We start from the raw sequence: 20425 nt of genomic DNA, 5'->3' as shown, positions 1-20425 counted from the left end.
GCAGTGGGTGTCGTGACGATTTCCGGTTCGCGCCGCATCACGGACGGGTCGCGGTGTTTCCGCGAAGTGGCACCTGTGGAATTCGTTACTTCGGGGTGGCGCCGAGTACTGGGGCAAGTTGTGTGGCGATCGGATTGAGGTTGAGCTTGTCGGGGTCCACTTTGGGCTTGCTGTCCCACGGTTGCGGGATGTTCGGGTCTGCGTAGGCGACACGGTTGGCGCTGCGGACACCCGTTTCACTGCCTTGCGGCGCCAGGCAGTTGGCTGCGGTGTTGACCGGGAAATCCTGCTGAGTGTCGTCGAAGTTCGGGTCTTTGCGCTTCATCTCGTCGAGGATCGCCATGGTCCCTTCGTATCCGACCGTGCAGGGAAACGGGGTATTGGTCTCGAGGACAAGCCCTTGGCGCTGGGCAGGTCCGTCCGACCCGATCGCGGAGGGTATGCCGGCGGCAAGGCCGGGCATGAAGATCAGGAGCGGCTGGAGTGCCATAGTGCGCGGAGCGAATGTTCGCGCCGCGGACGCAAGGTTGCTCAGGTCTGTCGTAAGACTCGGACCCCCGTCTCGGACGAGTGCGCCGACTTGGTCGCTGGCCGGTATGCCGTTGTCGATCACGCGTCGGATGTCGGGGTCGCTGGTGCGCAACTGCGCCGTCAGTGCGTCGAGGTCGGTGCTGAACTGCTTGATCGCCGACGATTGATCGGACTGGGTCGTGAGCACCGTCTGGCTGTCGCGGATCAGTCCGAGGGTCTGGGGAAGGGTATCGAGGCCCGACTGGGAAATCCCCGACAGCGAGTCGGCAAGTACCTGCAGATCTTCGCCCTTGCCGTTGAATGCCGCGCCGAGTTCCTTCGCGACGGTGTGCAGTGCGTCGACCGGAACGGAGTGCACCAGACCGTCGGCGCTGGTCAAGACGTTCTCGATCGGGATCGGCGTGGTGGTGTCGCCCACGGCGATCACCGAGCCGTCTTCGAGGAACGGAGCCTGGTCGGTATCGGGCTGCAGGTCGACGTACTGCTCGCCGATGGCGGAGCGATTGGCCACCACGGCCCGCGCGGATGCGGGAATCTGGGGAGCGCTGCTGTCGATCAACAGGTCGACTTCGATTCCCTCGGACGTGAGCGACATGTCACCGACGCGTCCGACGGGCACACCGCGGTAGGTCACTTCGGCATTGGTGAAGATGCCACCGGACGTCGCCAGTTCGGTCTTGACCGTGTACTGGCCGAATCCCAGAAGATTGTCCAGCCGTACATATTTCGCACCGACGAAGAGCAACCCGAGTAGCGCGACGGCGACGAGAGCGACCAGCTGCCATTTGGCGAGCCTCGACATCACCATTGCATGCCGCGTGTTGACTCGACTGATCGCCGCACCCGCGTCGCAGAGCCCGGGTTCCGGAAGCCTGTCAATGCCGAATCACGCATGAGCATCGCCGGAACCGGTCACGAGTGCCCGATCGGGCTCGCTCCGGAAGCGGGAGGGCTTCCCGTCGATCTTGAGGGCCTTCCACAGAACTCGCGAGACCCGGTTCATCAGGCCGAGTTCGTCGGCGAGCAGTCGGACGTCACCGAAGTATCCACTCAGCGCTTGCCGCGAGGCCGGGAGTTCCCAGAACAGCTCCTTCTTCACTGATTTCGGGATCTCGAAGGTTTCGAAGAACGACTTCGGAGGAACGGCGATCACGTCGCACAGGACCCGCATGATGATCGGGAAAACCAGGGAGAGAAAGAACTTACCCACCGGACCGTTCTCGCGCACGTGTTGCCGAAGAAACTCGTGCGCGAACGAGATGTGCCGGGCCTCTTCGGCGACGTGAATGCGCATCACTCCTCGGACGATCGGGTGATAGTTGCTCTCGCTGCGGAGATAGCTCTTTTGAATATGGTCGATGGGCTCTTCGCCCGCCAACACACCCATGAAGAAGATCGATGGAAACGGCCAGGCGGCGAGGCCGAGAAATGGCATGACACGTCGCATCACCGGACCGAAGCCGGGCACGTCCACGCCAGACCGATTCACCAATTCTTGGAACATGAGGGTGTGGTTGCACTCCTCGATGACCTCGTGGGTGGCGTACCGGAACTCCGCGGATCGGTTGGGCAACATGGAGACGTATTGCATGAAGCCGCGGATGAGCACTTGTTCGAACAGCAGTCCCACCTTGGCCACGTTGGCCTGCCGGTACTGCCCTATCGCGATCTGTTGCTCGCGGGTTTGAGAGAGATACCAGGGATGCGTTCCCAGTAGTTCCACCTCGGGAAGAATCCATCGCGGATCGTTGTCCACGACCTGAAATTCCGGTGCCTCCCAGTCGATGTCGACATAAGGGCTGAAGCTCCTGTGCACAGACGCGTCCGAGAGTCGATTGAGCATGTCCTCGTACGTTTCGCTGCTCAGGGCATCGGAATGTTCCGTTTCAACGATGGTCATGACGGGGGCGACCTTTCCGGCAATGAGGGGATCCACCCAGTCGATACCTATGACTAGGAGTTACAGACAGACACGCTAATAGAACAAACAGTCTATGGCAATGGTCTGAAGGTCCCCGTACGAAATACAGCGAAAAACCCGCCCCACTCCGGCTGATAGATTTGGTAATCAAGAGGTCGACAACCAAGGGGGGCACGCACATGGCTACCGCTCCGCGAGAACGGCTTGTCCACACCACCATCGAGCTCCTCCGAAGCCAAGGAGTCTCCGGTGTAGGCGTGGCCGAATTACTCGACCGCAGTGGGACCGCACGTCAATCGATCTACACACACTTTCCGCAAGGTAAAAACCAGCTGATCGAAGAATCGGCCCGAACAGCCGGATCGTGGATCAGCGCGATGATCGAACAACTCTGCTTCGACCCCCCATTGAAAGCACTACAGACATTCCTGGATTACTGGAAGTCGACAATCGAATCCAGCGACTACACAGCCGGATGCCCGATCGCCGCTGCCACGTTTGGCGGTCATCAAGTGCCAGGCGCCGTCGACGCGGCAAATATCGCATTTGACGAGTGGGAACGGCTGCTAGCCAACAATTTTCACGCATCAGGCATGGACGACTCTCTCGCGCATTCTCTCGCAACGATGACGATCGCATCGATCGAGGGTGCTGTCATCATGTCGGTCGCGACACGTTCCACCAAGCCACTCGATCGTGTCGGCAAGCACCTCGAAGACCTCCTCGAAGCACATCTCAACAAGCAGGCGTAGAAGAATCGGATTCACAAGGAGCACGCGGCGGTCATCCCCTGCCCAAATGCACGCAAGCGGCAGAGTGCAGCACCCTGCACTCGGCTCGAGAATTTCACGTCCGGGTAGCAAATACTCCGCCCCCGATACTGTCCTTGCGGGTGACTTCTCCCGCATGTGACGACGGCGAAGACCGACTATTCCCAAACCGCTGGACTGTGGTTGAGACGGCGCCTGCGGCTGACTGCTTAACCGCAGGCACCTCCCCGGAGGACCTCCATCTCGCCCTCGGCCCGAATTGTGCCTACCTGCCGAATCAGGAGCGAAACGCATCTGGTTTCCCGCGCGACGCCGGGGGCTTGACCGGAAGCTGCCAACTACCCGAAAGGCGTTGCGGCACATTCTTGAACACGCGCATCACCCGCCCGATCCGACATCCACCACGAGGTGGACACGTCCACCCTGGCAACGCCGATGTGGCGATAAAATTCTAGGGGACAGAAGCTTTCAAGGCAGTTAGACAATCCGATCACGGGTACGCGATCAGGAGCCGAGGCCGGGGATTGCCGGTGCTTCAACCGCGGGGATGTCCGCCAGCGCGAGAAGCTCTCCCGCGACGGAGGGCACGTCAGCTCCACCGTTGCTGTTGAGAACGGTCAATACCTGTGGTGAACCGCCCACCGTGGCCGGAGCCGAAATATAGGGACCCCCGCTCGATCCGCCTCCGACCCAGCATTCTTGCTGTTCCGCCACTCGACGTATCGAGCTGTTCCCTCCCCCCGGATAGAGCGTGTAGTCACCCACGCATGCGGACTGAGCGATGGACAGAAACGGTTCCGGGTCGGGATATCCCACCAGGGTGGCACGGACGCGTTCGCCGGCTGCGATCGGCGCGTGGATATCGAACCCGCCACCCACTGCGTCCTGGATCAACTGTCCACGACCGTTCGGTTCGACCTCCAAGACGGCGACATCGGCGTTCGAGGCTGGAAGAACCCATGCATCGGCGACGTTCCATGTCCCGAATGGACGGTCCTCCGGTGTTTTTCTCCCGTCGAATGCCGGTGTGAATTCCACGCGACCCTGCGCCAACGCTGCGCGGAATTCTGGGCTGATTTCATACCCGCCACCTGCGTTTGTTCCGATACAGTGCGCGGCAGTGATCACCAGTGTGCGCTTGTTGCTGTTGATCACCGAACCGGTGCACAGGTAATCCCATACGAGTTGCCCGACCGCGCGGGACGCAGCTGCAGCGGTGTACGGAGCATCGACAAAATATGCGCCGTTGTCGTTCGGGCCGGTCAGTCGACCGTCCAAAACTGATCCGGTCGGATCGGGTTGCGGACGGATGTCTGCGTGGGCCGGCAGCGCGGTGAGTGCGGTTGCGCCGATGATCCCGGCAACGGTCACTCCGATTGCGCCCGAGCGGCAGAGTTGCGAACAGGCTCGGTGGAGAACGGTTTTGCGCGACAACAGAGGATTCCTCTCCGTGCAAGAGCTTGAGTGCACACACCGCAGGGTCGCGGCCCGCGCATGGGGCTGGCATTGTCCGATGCTTCAACGACTGTGCGCGTTGTTTACTGAACATGTTTGCGCTCTTGGAGTTTCGGAAGCACCACGTCGGAGGGTCGACCTCCTTGCAGGGAATAAGCCGTTCACTCGACGAGGTCTGACGACGCCAAGAGGCAAATCCCGCCGAATCAAGCGCACGACGACCCCTTGCTCGAACCCGCCGGATACGGCGGAGCCCGGGCAACTAGAGGAGGCGACAACGTAAAATCAGATTCACGAATGAGGCGGGGTGGGGTTGATGTGCTGTGCACCAACCCCTACGGATGGAGGCGCGACCCCTTCTGCGCACACACGGGATTTGTCGGAATCGCCGAAAAACGCGAAGTCTTACGCGGCTTGTCCACCATCGTTCTCCCCTCGCGAAACTGCCTGTTACGACCAGAAGCAACAAAAAGGAGACTAATAGAACAAACAGTCTGCCGCAAGAGCGTTTCGCAGATCTGGCACCAATAGTCGGTCAACTCGAATGCGAAGCGCAGTCGTTCGTTTGAGAGGCTTTGGGGTGTTCCGGGCCCTTTCTTCGACAACGCGCAGCACCGCCAACTCGAGGTCTGTCGCTGGCTCGATATCTCCCGATTGCGGCTTACAAGCAAGGAACGAATTCAAACGTGCAGAAGAGTCGAACCACCGCAAGCAGTACCGCAGGACGTGCCAAGAACGAAAGTAGTTCTGTGAGCGTGCAGTTCAGGACCCGTCACCCCGGCAACGTGGCTGCCTGACTTGGCGCGTGAGTCCGGAAGCTGAGAAAGAATGCAGTTGTTGGTTCAGTGAAAGAGTTGAACCCCCATCCGGCCCCCGGCGCTCCCCCGCGCCGGGGCCTCGACCATTCCAGCGAAAGACGACCGCCATCACGGCAGACAAAGCCACCGGCACGCTGTCCCGCAAGCTCGATGACGAAAACTACCCCCTACAGGCATGGGCCACGCCGCCGAGATCCTCGGTATCCGGCAACGATTCCGGCCAGCCGCGACACCACAAAACGCATCGCACCGGAGGCGGGCACCGCCGCTTCTCGCGCTACCAACTACGCATCGCCGAACGCCCTCGAACTCGTCACCGCCGGCACCGTCCTCGACGCAGCCTGCCGCATCATCATCCTCGATGTCCAACTCGCCGAAACCCGCCAACTCAACACCCAACGCCAACAACGACAGCCAGGCGCAATGACTCAGGCAACCCGCGCGTCTGACCCGAAGTTGCACCGAGTCTTCGCCGGGATCCAGGGTGGCGATGAGGCCACCAACGCCTTGTACACGCTCAGCGATGAACATCCTGCGAGTTGATAACAGCCCCGGCAGCCCAAGTCCGAACTGCCGAGGCTCGGCGCCTGATGTCCGCATCAAAGGAATTCGGCACCGCAACGCAGTTACCCCGACCCCGCGTGTCCGAAACACCTACGCACCGGCGGAACCCTCGAACGAGACGATACTGCCAACACCGCGCCGGTCGACCACATCCTCGCGCCGCACCAACCCAATCACACCGCAGCATAAACGCTCCACCCCAACGCCATTGAAACCTCCAGAACCACCGCCCGAACCCCCGACATCGCCACCGGTGCCCCGGCACGGGAACGGGACTCGACACCGCAACACCGAGCGCTCGACGTCGATTTCTCCCGTGCAGCGGGCGTTCGTGCCCCCACCCGGCCCGCTCGCACGAACCGACCAGCACACCATCTTTGGGGAACCACGCACGATGGCGTCCCAACTACGCACAAACCGTGCCCGCACACATTGGCACTCACGATGTACTTACCCATGACACGCCGCACTACATTTTCACGGACTGACGTCGACGAGCGCACCCCTGGGCAATTTTCTGGACTCGGTTAGCTGCAGTGACCTCGACCACGACGGCTCGACGAGATCATCCGCCAGCCTGCGGGTCCGTCGTCCGACAATGCACGGTGTGCTGACCAAAGGCATGCTACGGAGACCGGGTGCTGGGCAAGATACGTCGACCACCGGCCAGCGTGCGACCTGCCTCGCACGGCAACTTCTCAGCCTCGATTGCGAGATCACCACACTCGACGAGCAGATCAGCAACGCTTCCGCAGCCACCATCATGCGAACGTTATCGAAAACATCGGAACGCGTTCGAATCGAAGACGACGAAAAACGGAGTCACAACCGGTGAAACCGATGTAACACAACATATTCCACTTCAAGAATCGGCAAACCTGTCAATGTCGCAGGAGCTGCGGCATTCCCCTGCCACGCAGCCGGTACGTACTTCGCCAGCACTGCCATCCCGGTGGCCTGAGGTCCACTCCCAACTCGAGACCGTACTCAGACGGAAGGTCCACGCCTTGCCTTCGGCTCAGTTCAAGCGTTCTCGCAAACGGAAGTTAGGGAGGTTCGTCGGCGCCGAGGTGCGAGCCCCGACGCCGAAGAACTCTGGGTGCTCGTTGCTGCACTACCCTCTTTCGGCCGACCCAACCCCGGGCTGTAGGACGGCCGCCAGGTGGTCGACTGTGCGACCTCCCAAAATTGTGTCGAGTGTTCCCATGCCGCATCTGCAGCGAGCCCGAACATGCTTGCCGCCAATTCGACGACGCCCTCGGAAATCCCGATGTCCACCAGCGGTCTTCGAGGTATGCAACACATGCAGAAGTAGTCTCGACCATTCTCGGTCCAGCGCTGGATCGTCCATGTCCGAAAGTGTGGGTCACTTCGTTCAGCGGCTCACAGAAGCAGCTCTGATTCGACTACATCGCCAGGAATGCCGTCAAGGCGGTGTTGACCTCCTCGGCGTGCGTCCAGAGCAGACCGTGCGGTGCGCCGTCTACCTCGACGTAGTCAGCTTCGGGTACTGCTTGGTGGAATCGTCGGGCAGTCGCGTCGATGGGGAGGATATTGTCCTTCGTACCGTGCAGGATGAGCGTCGGCTTTCCTGCAGCGCGGACGGCCTCGACGTCGCCGCGGAAGTCCTCGAGCCACGCGGGAACGACCGCGTAGGCGGCCACCGGGGCGCTGGTGACCGCGAGGTTCCAGTTGGCTGTCACCACCTCCTGGCTGATGCGGGCACCCAGGTTTTCATCGAGGTTGTAGAAATCCCGGTAGAACTGCGTGAACCAGGCGTAACGATCTCCCTTCGCGGCGGCGGTGATGCCGTCGAAGACGTCCTGCGGGACGCCTTCGGGGTTGTCGTCGCGCTGCACGAGGAACGGCTCGAGCGAGGCGAGGAAGGCGAGCTTCGCGACACGCTCATGCCCGTAGCGGGCGATGTAGCGGGCGAGCTCTCCTGTTCCCATCGAGAAGCCGACGAGTACGACGTCGTGCAGTTCGAGCGTTTCGAGCACCGTGTTGAGGTCGGCGGCGAACGTGTCGTAGTTGTAACCGGTGTTCACCTTCGACGACTGTCCGAAACCGCGGCGATCGTAGGTGATTACCCGATATCCCTGAGCCAGGAGTTCGCGAGTCTGGCGCTCCCAGCTGTGGCCGTCGAGCGGGTAGCCGTGAATCAGAACGACCGGCTGTCCCTCGCCCTGATCCTCGTAGTAGAGCTCGACGGGGGTGCTGTTCTCGTTGCCGACGGTGACGAATCCCATGTTGGTTCCCTTCGAAAGTGGCGAGAACGATCGTTCTCGCCAGTGTTTTCGACATTAGAGAACGGACGTTCTCAAGTCAAGTAGAATTGCGTCATGGACAATCGAGAGGCGAACGAGCGCATCCTCGCCGCCGCCGAGAAGCTCTACTACCGCAAGGGATTTGCCGCGGTCGGCATGGACGAGCTACGGACCGCGGCCGATGTGTCGCTACGGCGGCTGTATGGCCTGTACCCGTCCAAGACCGACATCGTCACGGCGGTGCTGGCACGCAAACACACCGAATGGGAACACGGCCTGACGCAGGCTGTCGCGGCGGCCGGCAACGACGTCCGCGAGCGACTCCTCACTGTCTACGGCTACCTCGAAGACTGGTTCTGCAGCGACGGGTTTCGCGGCTGCGCTTTCATCAACGCTTTCGGCGAACTAGGGGGCACGAACCCGGCCATCGCGCAAATTATTCGGGAGCACAAGGCCGCTTTCCAGAGCTATATGAACGGACTCGTTGCCGACATCGGAGGCTCAGAACTGCTGGCAGCGCAGCTGTCGATACTCGCGGAGGGAGCGCAAACCACAGCTGCCATCTCCGCCGATCCGCGCGTGGCCACACAAGCACGCGCTGCAGCCGAAGTACTGATCGGCGCCGCACTCGCACGATGACCGTCAGCGGCGCGCTGTCACTGGCAGGTGATGCGGTCGGCGCCGATGGTAACCAGCAAATCGAGCCCCCGTGGGCCTACGACATGATCGATGACGACCTTCGCACACACTGGCGCCGACAAACACCACCAACACCCGTCATCGCCAGCAGGGCCGGCGCGTTCCCGAAAAATCTCGAACGAAATTGACACTGTCCGAAAGTCAAGGGACAAAATAGGCGTGTGACCACGTGGATAATTACAGCCGGAGTCGAACTCGCCGTGATCGTTGTGCTCGGCATCCTCCTCCTCATCTCGACCAAGAGGCTGAAAGACACACGAAACGCACTCCAACGAGCACGCCGCAACTCTGACCGTCCCCGACGTCGACGCGGAATTGCCCCGCGCGCCATCGAAACCGCATTCCACACAGCGGACTCACTGCTCAACAAAGGACTCGGCGCCACCGTGCGCAACTCCATCGAAGACCTCGCCGGCTGGGCCAGAATCGAACGCCCCGACCTCGCACGCATGACCGCCGACGGCCACATCGTCATCGCGTTCTCCGACATCGAAGGATCCACAGCCCGCAACGAAGAACTCGGCGATCGGCAATGGCTCAAACTACTTGAACGACACAACAAGCTCATCACCACACACGCCGAAACTCACGGCGGCCACATCGTGAAAAACCAAGGTGACGGCTTCATGATCGCATTCACCGACCCCGCCCAAGCCATACGATGCGGGCTACGCATCCAACACGCCCTCAGCGATAACCCCGAACGATGGAACCAGATCCGGATACGCATAGGCATCCACCAAGGCACATCCGTACGACGAGGCGACGACCTCTTCGGACTCAACGTAGCCATGGCCGCCCGAGTTGCCGGCCAAGCCCACGGAGGCGAAATCCTCGTCAGCGAATCCGTCCGCGACGCAACCATCCACATCGACGACATCACCCTCGGACCACCACGCACCCTCCAACTCAAAGGCATCACCGGCACTCATCCCCTGTATCCCGTCCAGAAACCTACGGAAAGCTCACTCTCATAATCGAACTGACCCAACCGTCCGACCCCGACTTCACCGGCACCGACACCGACACCGACACCGACGAGATTCATCTCGCACGCGCAGAACAGCGCTACATGTCACCTCGATCCGCGCGGACTCGACAGTTTTGGTCAGCCGACTTCACCCAAATTCGGTACCCGCCATGCGCACTCGCACACGGACGAACTCGAGCAGTTGTGCGCGCGCCGGGGGCGTCCCGCCCACTCGGACGGCGCATGCGGAGGCTGTCGACCCAGGGAGCAAGGTATCGCGCAGCCAGCGCACGCAAACCTCGTTTACGCCTTCCGCGCACGCGCACGAACTAGCCGCAGCGGTCTACCGCGTCATGCCCCCACTTACCCATGCGCCAACCGTCAGAAACACAGGCAGTCTCAACAACATTGAGGTGAACGATCAACTACGAGTCCTATCCCGTAAATATGAAAGCTGCCGCTACCGAACTTCCTTTGCACCGGGCGCCACCGACCGACTTTCCGCTGCGAGCAGTTATCTACCGGAGCGCACTCGACGGGCATAGGGCGCGCTTTTCTGAATCAGATAATCGGTACAAAATATCCAGGCTTGAAAAACACTGCGAAAACAGTTTTGAATCACACTGCGCTTGACGCGTTGATCGAGCCACTCGGACGGAATGAAGTCCAGGACCCGCAGGACTTCAGGCAGCGGTCGAACCGATCGGTGGCGCCCACAATCACTTCCGCCTCCGACATCGCCGCCATCCTCAGTCCTGTGGATGCACAGCATCGTTCATGTTCTCCCCCGCCTGCGCACAGGCCGAAAGCAACTCGACGCGCACAGATCGCATCACCGCGCTGCCTTTGCGCCGCCCTGCCTCCCGCACAGCCCCGACGCCGCGAAACACCTCGCCTGGGAACGCCCCGACGGCGGGCACCGCCGCTCCTCGCGCTATCAACTACGCTCCGTCTCCCGTGCCCGCGAACTGGGCGCAGCCGGTATCGCCTTGCTCCAGCCTGCCGCATCAACGCCGATCTCCGACAACAGCGACAACGAACCAGGCACGTGACCCCAATCGAGGCTCAAGTCACCTTGCCGCTTGCCTCAACCCGTCAAGTGTCACTACTTGGTATCGAACAGAGCAAACCTTCTTTCATACCAATCGTACTGTTTATGGTTGCAGATGCGCGGTCCCGCATGATGTTGGCCTCGCACGGACAGTGGGTCGTCGGCGTTGTGTGCTCGACGCTGACGGCGTTCGACCGCCCCGACTCGATCATGCAGCGTCGGGGCTCCGAGCGCCCCCTTTGCAGACAAGAAGGCGGGCAACGAGGTCGCTGGCGCCAGTTCGACGACCCACGAGCGGGCGGGATGTCTTGTTCTGGTACCGGCAAAAACACTCCGCGGGCATCTCGAGCTCTCTCGCCACAAGTCGCTTCGCCGTGGCCCGAAATCCCCAGCCTTCCCGCATCTGCTCGACCACCCACAAGTCCACGCCCGGCACCCGGACGGCCACGCTACAGATCGTTTCTCGATTCGAAACCCAGAATCTACTGTGCGAGTTGGGTTGCGGATGGTAAGCGACGTGCAGGATCGAGGGTCAGCGGGCAGTCGGGAGTTCGACGGCACCATTTTCGAGGAGAACGCGTGCGTCGATCATCTGACCGCCCCGTTCGACGTAACCCATCAGGTTCGCTCCGGACCCCCAGCCGAGAAGTCGCTGTACCTCTTCGGAAAGATCAAGCAGTTTTTCACTCGGGATTGACAGGTATTGGTTCTCTTCCTGATGTAAACAGGCAAGGTCGAATGCCATCGTCAAGCCGGTCCGTGGCGCTTCGGACGAGTTGTTACCGCCACCGTGGTGCATTTGCACTATGGTGATCGGCGCCGCTGGCCCACTGCCTTCTATCTATAACGCAGTGTCAACTCTGGTCGTCTATTTCTGGGTGAGCCTATACGTCGTCATCAGCATCGGCGCCGTGATGCTCCTTTTCCGTGAGCGCGCAGCCACCGCCGTGACAATCGCAGCACTGATCGCCGGTGCCGTCGCAACCTCATGGATCTATCTCAACGGAATCTTCTTCCCCGCACCGTCTCCAATCAGTGCCATGTCCTACGTTGCGCTCGCAACCATCACGCCGGCCACTATCGCCTTCTACCTGATGGCGCCTAAGCCACGCTGACGCCTCCCAGCCGCCACCTCACGTGAGCTCGAAACTAGAGACCACCCAAGAACGGCAGGCGAGCCCCAACTTCAAGCCAGCAAACCGGCTTCCCGACGCAACGCATGGGTTCACCAACTCGTGAAGACCACACCACCCAATCTGCACTTGAACCTTGAGAAGCTCTCTGCACGTTCCTTTTTCGAGCACCATCGCGAGTCGACTCGATCCGCCGGCGATCTTCATCAGTCACCGTGTATCCACACGGTGAAGCGTCAACGATCTCAGGCCACTCGTCTCCTCCGTGCGTGGGCCCCACGATCCACCACACCCACCCTCACCTCGGCGGGATCGCTTACGGCGGAGAGTTTCCGGTGAACTGCGCAGGGCGCTGTTCGAACGGGCGGCAGACGCTTTCCCCCGCACATCCAGCCCTATTACTGCCACTGTCCCGTATCGGATTCGCACGCCGAATCGACAGCGCTGCAGTACCACTGGAAAATCACGTCGTCTGGCCCGGCGGGGGTGATCGCCACACCGTTCTTCTACCTCCACGACAGATACCCGGGCGATGCTTTGCTTCGGAGGTGACGCAGAACAACAGCAGCTTCACTCAGGCGCCAGAAACCGGGCTCGATTCGCGCTACCGTTCTAGATTATGGGGACCAGCTTCCACGGACCGAACCCGTGGCCACATATCACTCGCGCGATCCGCACGCGAGGCCCGCGCTATGCCGCCGTCCCCTTTCTGGGACACCTGGCGCCTGAACTACTTCCACTTCGCAGTGGAGACCTTCTGGTCGTCAATGCTTCTACCGCGGCGGTCCGTGCCCACGCCACTTCACCTGTCGTTCTTTCGCACTACCTCAGCAAGGGCGTTCGCATCCTCTCGTCGTCAGCACTGCACGCCAAGGTCATCGTGACGAACCAACGAGCTGTAATCGGCTCGGCGAATGCTTCTGAAAACTCTTTATTCACCCATGAAGCAGTCATCATTTCCGATGACCCTCAAGTGGTCGCCGACAGTCGCGCATTCATCAACAATATCGACGAAACCACCGCGGTGGACCAGATATTCATCGAGAACGCTGAACGTGAATGGGCAATCGGGCGAGCCGTACCCATCCCCGGCATCACAGGACGAACGCAGGTCCTCGACAACGACTTTCTTCCAACTCCGACCAACAGAATATTCATCAGGCAAGACAGCGAACGCGAGAACCATCCTCACATACGCACCACAGCTGTGAAAAAGCCTTCAAGGAAGGAGCTTTCGGTTGATCCGACTGCGAGATACCGACTCGAAACGCTCACTATCGAAAAGCCACGCAGCATTGCACGCGGGGACGTAATCATCCGCATCTCCATGGATAACGAATTGCTACTGCCACCCGCTGTCGTGATATCCAATCAGGAAAGAATACCCCTCTCCCCCAGGCAATTTCACTGCTTTCTCCTCGTTTGCAACGATCTAGTGCCGCTTCCTGTCGCAGACGTCGAAAAGCGTCTCGCCGACGTTGGGCATCCCAGCGCGCAACTGAGGTCTAACCACTATGTTCGCTCGCCCAGCCTTCGGGCCGAACTCTTGGCGGTGTGGAGCCATTGACCCTGGGGAACAATTGACGAAACGCACAGCACCCCTTCGGACGCAGGAGCACTTCGCTCCCGATATGTCGATCCGAACATTGCACTAGCGGAAGTCGCAGAACACGCGACTCTGCCGCTCCACCTGTCGAACGAAATCCATTGCGTAACTGCGATGAAGAGTGTCAACCGTGACATCGCACGCAGATGAACCCCGCCCCAACCGAAGTCCCGTCACGACTCGCCCGCGAACACAGAATGTCAAGTTCTCCTTCGAGAGGCATGTTCGGCGAGAGGTCATCTCAAGGTTGCTTTCCGGATCTCTCCGACGCTCCTCTCACACGTCCAAGGTTTACGGGCCACTCTCCGCGTCACACGACAGTGCACTGCAGAAGCAGTAGCCCACGCGTGGGCTGCCCAACCGCTCCCCCACGTTCAAACACACATGATTGCACCCGGCATTTCACAGCATGAGAGCTAAGCATCTCTCCATCCGCTCCTCGAGTTTCGAACCGGCTCCGACACGAGATCATCGAACGAACAAGCGCCGACCCACCCAGGATCCGCCTTCGGCGAAGCCCTAGAAACACCCCGTCGAGCTCGTCGCTGGACTGGCCGGCCTCGACCTGTGACGCGGGCCGCCGCAAAATCCCACAGAACTCCATGGCAACATCAACCACACGCGACACACCGAACAAGCGCGCCTACCCGTATCAGTTACAGATTGGTTCTAGTCTTTCCTCATGGCACAGCACAACAAGGGACCTCGCGGACACATCGCGACTCGTGCTCCCCTCAAGCAGCACAAGGTGTACGAGGATCGGGCCGCCGAACTCGGAATCCCTGCTGGGGACTACTCCGTGCTCATACTGGCCATCACACACGGACTGGACATACCGGACTACATCAGCGACAAGCTGCATCCGGAGCAGCTAAGACTTCTCGAAGTCGAAGCGGCCGGATCGTTGCGTCGCATCGAGCAGCTTGCGGTCGGCGCATGAACTATCCCTAGACAGCGAACAACCCCCAGGGCTTGGCGGCATCGGGGGCTGTCCGTTTATGCGGTTGTGGAAGCTTCCCAGCTTCCTGACCACCACTAACCCAGTGAAGGAAGAGGCGGTGACCACCACTACCTCGAAAGGAAGAGGCGGTGCTTACTCGATGATATCGCAGAAACGCAATTCCGCCATACCCGCGGACGTGTTCTCGGTGTCATTTCTGGCACGTCCAGATCACATTTCAGCTTTCGCGATGCCAGGATCACACTTCTGCGTCCCGAATGTCCCATCCGAGCAGGCCAGCACCGTACCCATAGCGGTACCGATGTGCGGCCGCCGGGTCGAACAGACCTCTCGAACGACCGCGGCCGCGACGCGCGTACAGCGGATCCGCAGATGGGGAGGGCGCCCCTAGCCGGCAGCGAGAGAAGTACCCCGATACCTAACTAAACAGCGCAGACCTCTTGAAAAGTACAAAGGCCCCCGAAGGGGGTGATTGGGAGCGGACCGCATCGCGGCGAAATAGGACTGGCAGGTCCTTGACGTCGAGTGAGAACTGGCAGGTTCTCCGACATCTGTTCTCGAACATTCTCGAGAGGTGAGCTTTGAAAGTTGGCGCTTTCTCTGCTCGTACTGCATCCCCTGGAAGGGACTTACCTATGGCAGGTATGTCTCAGGGTAGCGCATACCCTGAATACACCCCAACTCATTCCATATCATCAACCGTCGGCGTGTCGCGCATCGGCACACGATCTCCTGTCCTTCAGTCGACAGAAGTCGACGAATGGCAAGCAGCAGTCGACGGCGCTCTCGCACGTGTGGCTCGTATCGAAGCCGCTGCACGACAACTCAACGAGCGCACTGACCAGCGTGGACGCTCTTGGTCCCTACCCGTCGAACCAAAGGAACAAGCACGCGTTCCGGTCTGGACGTCACGCAGGGAATGGCTCCGCCAGTTCCGGCACCACACCACCACTCCGGCCGGCAAGGCATTGTGCGCGCGCAACCTGATCAGGCCCGACAAGGCTTACGTCGTGGCACAAGCTCACGCACATTTCGCCGAATCCCACACAGGACGCGGGGTCTGCGCAGCAAAATCAACAATCGCTGCCCGGGCCAAAGTCAGCGAATCCTCGGTCAACCGCGCCAGGAGAGTGCTCATCGCTCTTGGAATGGGCATCGAACACGTCCGGGGGCGAAACCTCAGAACCCTGGAATTTCTCGCTGCTGAGGCCCACCACGGGGGTCAACAGCACCGCGCTGCATCGACTTGGTCACTGTCGTCTCCTCGAACAGTCGTAGCAACGACACCACCTCGGAAGGTCGCCAAGACACGGCTGCCTCGTGCCTCTGAAAGGGCTCCCCGCCGTAGGGCTCGGGGCCCTCTGAAGGACGGCATCAACCGAGTCAACCGGCCCCACAGCGGTCGACCAGGGCCGATAGGGGCTGACACCCTATCTAGTGTTGGTTTTTTATCTTCTGAAGTTCTTCCGTTAGGAAGAACTCACCAACGCGTACACGCGCGAACTGAGTCCACACCAAAAAAGCGAAGCACCTCCCGGAGCACACCAAGACCTCTGGCACTTCAAAGGACTGCGGCTGAACTCGTCACCCATGCCCCGGCCCTCAGACCACCCGGACATATCGGGGCGATCTGCGACCTTCTCTGCGATGTCAAAATCGATACGACGCGGTGGACCGGCCGTGACATCGCACTGGCACTCTCCCGAGACACAGCAGACCGGGGATGGATCTGGCCGACGAAATCGAGCCTGAGTTCGCCGTTGGGGTACCTCAGACGAAGGCTCGATGGCATCGACTGGTCCGGAGAATCCCCCAGCGAACAGCGTAAGTCGGCTGACCTGGCGCGAAAGAGGGAACAACAACTACTTGAAAACTCACACGTACACCGCACGAAAATGGCAGCGGACCCGGACCACCGCGCGAAGATTCTCGCCAGCATTCGTGCGCACCTGAGCAAGCTTCAGCGTTGAGCCTGCGCGGTCCAATCCAAGGCTGCAATGCACCTCCAGGACCGTGCGCATGGAGGGCGACGACCGCTGGCGAGAAGGATTGCGCTCGGATACAGCCCCTGGTCTGAATACACATGGGGTAGTTGATCGTGCACTAAGAATCAGGAGGACGGTATTTGGGTCTATGCACTGCTCTCGACCCCTGTTTTCGAAGAACTGTCCCCGCCCAAATTAGTGCATAGTGGCCCCGTCTGGTCGAAAAGTGGGCGTTGGTTCCAGTTCTGTGTCTGGGAAGGTGATCGAACGACTGTCGTCACACAATGTCGACGCGTCCGCAGGCGGGATGGACTGCCGTGCCTCCCGCAATGCTGCGGTGCGGTGCGTCTGACCCCCGCAACTTGATTTTCGCAGGTAGAGGCCCTGTTGCGCGGAAGAAACGCCATGCGATCACTGCATGTGACGCACGCGTTGCGAGGCATTCTGGTCGCGCATGCCATACACGCAATGCGTGCGTTGCAAGGCATGCATGGCACGTAAGGCGCTGCTGTGGCGGGAAACTGTGGGCCACCTTGTGACGTTCATATCCGCCGACACGCCAGAGTAGGCATACTGCATGGGCTCCTTGTAGAGCCCGGATGCATGTCTCCATCGCCACCGCTCCCCCACTCGGTCGAAAGATTGCATGTTTGGGCGTAGTGAACTACCCGCTGCGTGTGATTACCCGCAACGCGAAATTCTGGTCGCACAGCAGCGAAATCGGCCCTGACAGTGCTGATCGTTCCCACCCCGTTCCCTTACCTTGTTTCGTCACTGTGACGTAGGTCGATGCCGGCCGGGATTTGCTTCGATGCCTACGCCTCGACCGAACTTCGGACCCCATTCGGATCTCTGTATGTCGCTTGCCTCGTACCTCCGGATTCACACACTCGACGTGCATTTCGCGCGGAAGTTTCGTTGGGCACGGGCCCGCGGTGCCTGAGATGTTTCGAAAATGTTGTTCGCGAGTCAGATGACAACGTCGCTTGGCAGTGAAATCAGCTGTAGCTGCAATTCTCAATGGGCTTAGGTTTCCCTCCCTCCACCCAAAATGGGGGGATTCAGTGTGGTTGCCCCCTCCCCCCCGCGTGCCGGACTCCACCTTGAGTGCACTCATGCAGTTCATTTGTGTGCTTCTTGCGTCCTCGGTCCTCGGTCCTCGGCGTCCGATGAGATGAAATGTATTTTGGCTTCGAAAGACAGCATGTGCAGCTGTTGGCATGCACGCGCCGGCGGGATGTGTCAGAGAGTTTCTGATGTGGCAGTCCGTTCCCTCCGGCCTCGAAATGGTGGGCCGGGTACGGATGGCTGGATATGCCCCCCTCGCGGCTGCTGAACAATCCATGCTGCCCACACCGAAAATTGTCGAATCTTCCCTGATTTCGGGCCTTGGACCCGTTGGCATCCGAGGAATTTCAGTTCGATTTCCATGACAATCTCACGGCAGCCATCTGCCTCCCGGTTCAATTCGGTGTCTGTGACATTTCGTGGGCAGGGAATGGCGGCAGTCAAGCTGCTCTTGGCCTTCGAACTTTTCCACCAAAGTCTGATATTCGTGGCGGATTATCTTGATTTATTCGATACCCGCAAGCGCTTGACCTGGCATTTTGCGCGTGCATGCACTGCGTGCCATGCACGCAGAGTATGCACAGCGTGCATAACGTGCTCACTATGCAGTGCATGTGGGACATGCTCTGCATGACGTGCATGTAGTTCACGCACATCGTGGGACGCGTTGCATGCACGCAGTGCGTGGTGAGCATGCACTGCGAAGTGTGCGTGCTGTGAGAGCATCGCAACCTGCGCACGCAGGGCAGGCCGTGCAAAGGTTGCGAGGTTTGCAAACGGAGCGATGAATGCGTTGCAAGCGATTCAAGCGTGTATTGCGAGGAATGCAAGAAGAGCGTGTCTAGCGTCGCACGCATGACATGCAGAGCTTGCATGGAGTGCGTTGACCGCACGGTGTGCACGTAACGCAAGGTGTGCATGAAATGCATGACACGCGCAGAGCGCAAGGCGTGAACGGCGTGCAAGACATGCGTGTTATGCTACGCGCGCACGTAATGCACAGTGTGCGTGTCTAGCGGGCAGGGCAGCTAAAGCATGCAATGCATGCGATGCTCAGATCGCGTGTGACGCACAGCCTGCATGCAATCCACGTACAGCGTGGATTGCGCACACGGCAAGCAGTGCACATATTGCATGCAGCGCGTGATCCACGCGCACTGCACGCCTCGCAAGCGTCAATGCTCTCGACGAAAGGTCCGCAATGCAGCCACGCAAAATCGCACTCGGCAACCAGAAGGGTGGCGTAGGCAAGACAGCCTCCACGCTCGGGCTCGCCAGCGCCATCACCGCGGTCGGCGGAAAAGTGCTTGTCGTCGACATGGACCAGCAGGGCAATACAACCGGCGGCCTCGGCGTCACGCTCGAAGAGGGCATGATGACGGCCTACCACCTCATGAACCAGACCAGGGAAGGCATTGCAGCGGAGGCGATCATCGCTACCCCATGGGATGGCGTCGACCTCATTCCCGCGGACGAAGAGCTCGGAAAAATCGAATCGGATGGGTCGAATGACCTGGTGTTTCGGCTAGACGTTGCGTTCGAAGGGCTCGACCTTTCTCCTTACGACGCCGTGCTGTTCGACTGCCCTCCCAATATGGGCAAGGTGCTGTTCGCAGTTCTCATCGCAGCCGATGGCGTTGTCGCCATCACCGAACCCACAATCGACAGCGTCGGTGGCGTTCAGAAGCTCGAAGAGACGATCGACACCGTTCGTAAACGCGCAAATCCCAAGCTGGCGTTCGACAAGATCGTGATCAGTCGTAAACGCTCCACCGGCGAACATGAGTTCCGAGAGAGCGAGTTACGGGAGACCTACGGAGCCCTCGTCGCCAAGACGTCGATCCCGGAACTCGCGGCTCGTCAGGATGCGCATTCGAATCGCACTCCGATTCACCAGTTCAAGGGCGGGAAGGCCCTGACACTGCAACTTGCATACAGCGACTTGCTCGCTGAGTTGCCTATCGTGATCGGAGCGCCGGCATGAGCGTGAAGCGGGAACCTGCCATTCGTAAGACCCACCCGGCTGAACTCATCCCGGAACGTCCGCCCAGGGGAGATGCGACTCCTGTGACACCTGCACCTGCACCATCGTCGCCTTCAGCGGACGTCGGCGGCCGCAAAGATGAGGAGGAGAAGCTGTCGATGACGCACAACACGCGCATCAAACCTTCGACCAAGGATCGCCTCCGGCGCGGTGTCGACAAATTGCGGTACGAGACAGGCGATCGCGAAATCAGCGAGGCGTCGATGACCGAGGCTGCGCTAGACGAATATTTGAAGGCCAGAGGATTGTAGAACGACGCGTGCACGGCATGCACTGCGTGCATGCACTCGAAGGATTGTCCTGATTGTGAATTTCGGTCGAGGGCAAGGGCATCTTGTGCTTCGGCTGGAAGACCTACGCAGCGGCGTTTAGCACGCCCGCCGAATGGTTTTGCGCCCGGGAAGCCTTCCGCGGACTTCAGAATTTCGAGTCGTCAGCCGGCGGGTGCGGGCACACGGCGAACCCGCCCCGGAGTGAGAAAGACCTTGCTGGGGCGTGCAATGCCATGTTTCTTTCATCTGCTGACATTCCGCTCTGGAGCTCTTGAAAGCTATGGCAGCGCAAAGCGGCGAGCAATTTGCG

Annotated in this window: 16 protein-coding genes; 11 read left to right on the top strand and 5 right to left on the bottom strand. The window is 60.1% G+C overall.

Features of this window, described 5'->3' with window-relative positions; translation table 11 throughout:
- Positions 1 to 85 precede the first annotated feature (85 nt).
- Both H351_RS30025 and H351_RS30020 read right to left on the bottom strand, forming a co-directional pair.
- A complete protein-coding gene (locus H351_RS30025) occupies positions 86 to 1336 on the bottom strand; it encodes an MCE family protein (protein ID WP_059016428.1) in 1251 nt (416 codons plus the stop codon).
- An 81-nt stretch (positions 1337 to 1417) separates the two neighbouring features.
- The gene (locus tag H351_RS30020; protein ID WP_029256869.1) at positions 1418 to 2431 is read right to left on the bottom strand and encodes an AurF N-oxygenase family protein; all 1014 of its coding nucleotides are present in this window, start codon (positions 2429 to 2431) and stop codon (positions 1418 to 1420) included.
- 200 nt (positions 2432 to 2631) lie between these two features.
- Between H351_RS30020 and H351_RS30015 the strand changes: the two genes are divergently transcribed.
- Positions 2632 to 3204, top strand: a complete 573-nt coding sequence (locus H351_RS30015) for a TetR/AcrR family transcriptional regulator (protein WP_029256870.1) — start codon at positions 2632 to 2634, stop codon at positions 3202 to 3204.
- A 522-nt stretch (positions 3205 to 3726) separates the two neighbouring features.
- On the opposite strand, the gene H351_RS30010 is transcribed toward H351_RS30015, so the two are convergent.
- Positions 3727 to 4656 (bottom strand): trypsin-like serine peptidase, encoded by a 930-nt coding sequence (locus H351_RS30010; protein ID WP_158510661.1) that lies wholly within the window; start codon positions 4654 to 4656, stop codon positions 3727 to 3729.
- 989 nt (positions 4657 to 5645) lie between these two features.
- Here H351_RS30010 and H351_RS32885 point away from each other — a divergent pair.
- Positions 5646 to 6038: a hypothetical protein gene (locus H351_RS32885; RefSeq protein ID WP_338051107.1), complete on the top strand. Its 393-nt coding sequence runs from the start codon at positions 5646 to 5648 to the stop codon at positions 6036 to 6038.
- A 1427-nt stretch (positions 6039 to 7465) separates the two neighbouring features.
- Here the strand turns inward: H351_RS32885 and H351_RS29995 are convergent.
- The gene (locus H351_RS29995) at positions 7466 to 8308 is read right to left on the bottom strand and encodes an alpha/beta fold hydrolase (RefSeq protein WP_029256873.1); all 843 of its coding nucleotides are present in this window, start codon (positions 8306 to 8308) and stop codon (positions 7466 to 7468) included.
- A gap of 93 nt (positions 8309 to 8401) precedes the next feature.
- Between H351_RS29995 and H351_RS29990 the strand changes: the two genes are divergently transcribed.
- From H351_RS29990 to H351_RS32690, 4 genes are all read left to right on the top strand, one after another.
- Entirely contained in the window at positions 8402 to 8965 is a 564-nt protein-coding gene (locus tag H351_RS29990) for a TetR/AcrR family transcriptional regulator (RefSeq protein ID WP_029256874.1), read from the top strand.
- The gene (locus H351_RS29985) at positions 8962 to 9153 is read left to right on the top strand and encodes a hypothetical protein (RefSeq protein ID WP_029256875.1); all 192 of its coding nucleotides are present in this window, start codon (positions 8962 to 8964) and stop codon (positions 9151 to 9153) included. Before H351_RS29990 ends, H351_RS29985 begins: the two co-directional genes overlap by 4 nt.
- A 33-nt stretch (positions 9154 to 9186) precedes the next feature.
- On the top strand, positions 9187 to 10002 hold the full coding sequence (locus tag H351_RS29980) for an adenylate/guanylate cyclase domain-containing protein (protein WP_029256876.1): 816 nt from the start codon (positions 9187 to 9189) through the stop codon (positions 10000 to 10002).
- A gap of 754 nt (positions 10003 to 10756) precedes the next feature.
- Positions 10757 to 11047: a hypothetical protein gene (locus tag H351_RS32690; protein WP_029256877.1), complete on the top strand. Its 291-nt coding sequence runs from the start codon at positions 10757 to 10759 to the stop codon at positions 11045 to 11047.
- A 531-nt stretch (positions 11048 to 11578) separates the two neighbouring features.
- On the opposite strand, the gene H351_RS29965 is transcribed toward H351_RS32690, so the two are convergent.
- Entirely contained in the window at positions 11579 to 11845 is a 267-nt protein-coding gene (locus tag H351_RS29965; RefSeq protein ID WP_029256879.1) for a hypothetical protein, read from the bottom strand.
- Between the two features lie 52 nt (positions 11846 to 11897).
- Between H351_RS29965 and H351_RS29960 the strand changes: the two genes are divergently transcribed.
- The 5 genes from H351_RS29960 (at position 11898) to H351_RS32685 (ending at position 20094) form a co-directional block, all read left to right on the top strand.
- A complete protein-coding gene (locus H351_RS29960; RefSeq protein WP_144440156.1) occupies positions 11898 to 12161 on the top strand; it encodes a hypothetical protein in 264 nt (87 codons plus the stop codon).
- A 637-nt stretch (positions 12162 to 12798) separates the two neighbouring features.
- Positions 12799 to 13746, top strand: a complete 948-nt coding sequence (locus H351_RS29955; protein ID WP_029256881.1) for a phospholipase D family protein — start codon at positions 12799 to 12801, stop codon at positions 13744 to 13746.
- 721 nt (positions 13747 to 14467) lie between these two features.
- A complete protein-coding gene (locus tag H351_RS29950) occupies positions 14468 to 14725 on the top strand; it encodes a hypothetical protein (RefSeq protein ID WP_029256882.1) in 258 nt (85 codons plus the stop codon).
- Positions 14726 to 19000: 4275 nt separating this feature from the next.
- Positions 19001 to 19783: a ParA family protein gene (locus tag H351_RS29945; RefSeq protein ID WP_029256883.1), complete on the top strand. Its 783-nt coding sequence runs from the start codon at positions 19001 to 19003 to the stop codon at positions 19781 to 19783.
- Between the two features lie 158 nt (positions 19784 to 19941).
- Positions 19942 to 20094: a hypothetical protein gene (locus H351_RS32685; RefSeq protein WP_007733689.1), complete on the top strand. Its 153-nt coding sequence runs from the start codon at positions 19942 to 19944 to the stop codon at positions 20092 to 20094.
- The last annotated feature ends 331 nt before the right edge of the window (positions 20095 to 20425 follow it).

It is taken from the genome of Rhodococcus erythropolis R138 (assembly GCF_000696675.2).
GTDB classification, from domain to species: Bacteria; Actinomycetota; Actinomycetes; order Mycobacteriales; family Mycobacteriaceae; genus Rhodococcus_F; species Rhodococcus_F erythropolis.
Note: the sequence above shows the minus strand (reverse complement) of the source record. Positions and strands in the feature narration are given on the sequence as shown.

Coding starts and splice junctions, on each gene's coding strand:
- H351_RS30020 (WP_029256869.1), bottom strand. CDS start 2,431: ATGACCATCGTTGAAACGGAACATTCCGATGCCCTGAGCAGCGAAACG.
- H351_RS30015 (WP_029256870.1), top strand. CDS start 2,632: ATGGCTACCGCTCCGCGAGAACGGCTTGTCCACACCACCATCGAGCTC.
- H351_RS32885 (WP_338051107.1), top strand. CDS start 5,646: ATGACGAAAACTACCCCCTACAGGCATGGGCCACGCCGCCGAGATCCT.
- H351_RS29995 (WP_029256873.1), bottom strand. CDS start 8,308: ATGGGATTCGTCACCGTCGGCAACGAGAACAGCACCCCCGTCGAGCTC.
- H351_RS29990 (WP_029256874.1), top strand. CDS start 8,402: ATGGACAATCGAGAGGCGAACGAGCGCATCCTCGCCGCCGCCGAGAAG.
- H351_RS29985 (WP_029256875.1), top strand. CDS start 8,962: ATGACCGTCAGCGGCGCGCTGTCACTGGCAGGTGATGCGGTCGGCGCC.
- H351_RS32690 (WP_029256877.1), top strand. CDS start 10,757: ATGCACAGCATCGTTCATGTTCTCCCCCGCCTGCGCACAGGCCGAAAG.
- H351_RS29965 (WP_029256879.1), bottom strand. CDS start 11,845: ATGCACCACGGTGGCGGTAACAACTCGTCCGAAGCGCCACGGACCGGC.
- H351_RS29955 (WP_029256881.1), top strand. CDS start 12,799: ATGGGGACCAGCTTCCACGGACCGAACCCGTGGCCACATATCACTCGC.
- H351_RS29950 (WP_029256882.1), top strand. CDS start 14,468: ATGGCACAGCACAACAAGGGACCTCGCGGACACATCGCGACTCGTGCT.
- H351_RS29945 (WP_029256883.1), top strand. CDS start 19,001: ATGCAGCCACGCAAAATCGCACTCGGCAACCAGAAGGGTGGCGTAGGC.
- H351_RS32685 (WP_007733689.1), top strand. CDS start 19,942: ATGACGCACAACACGCGCATCAAACCTTCGACCAAGGATCGCCTCCGG.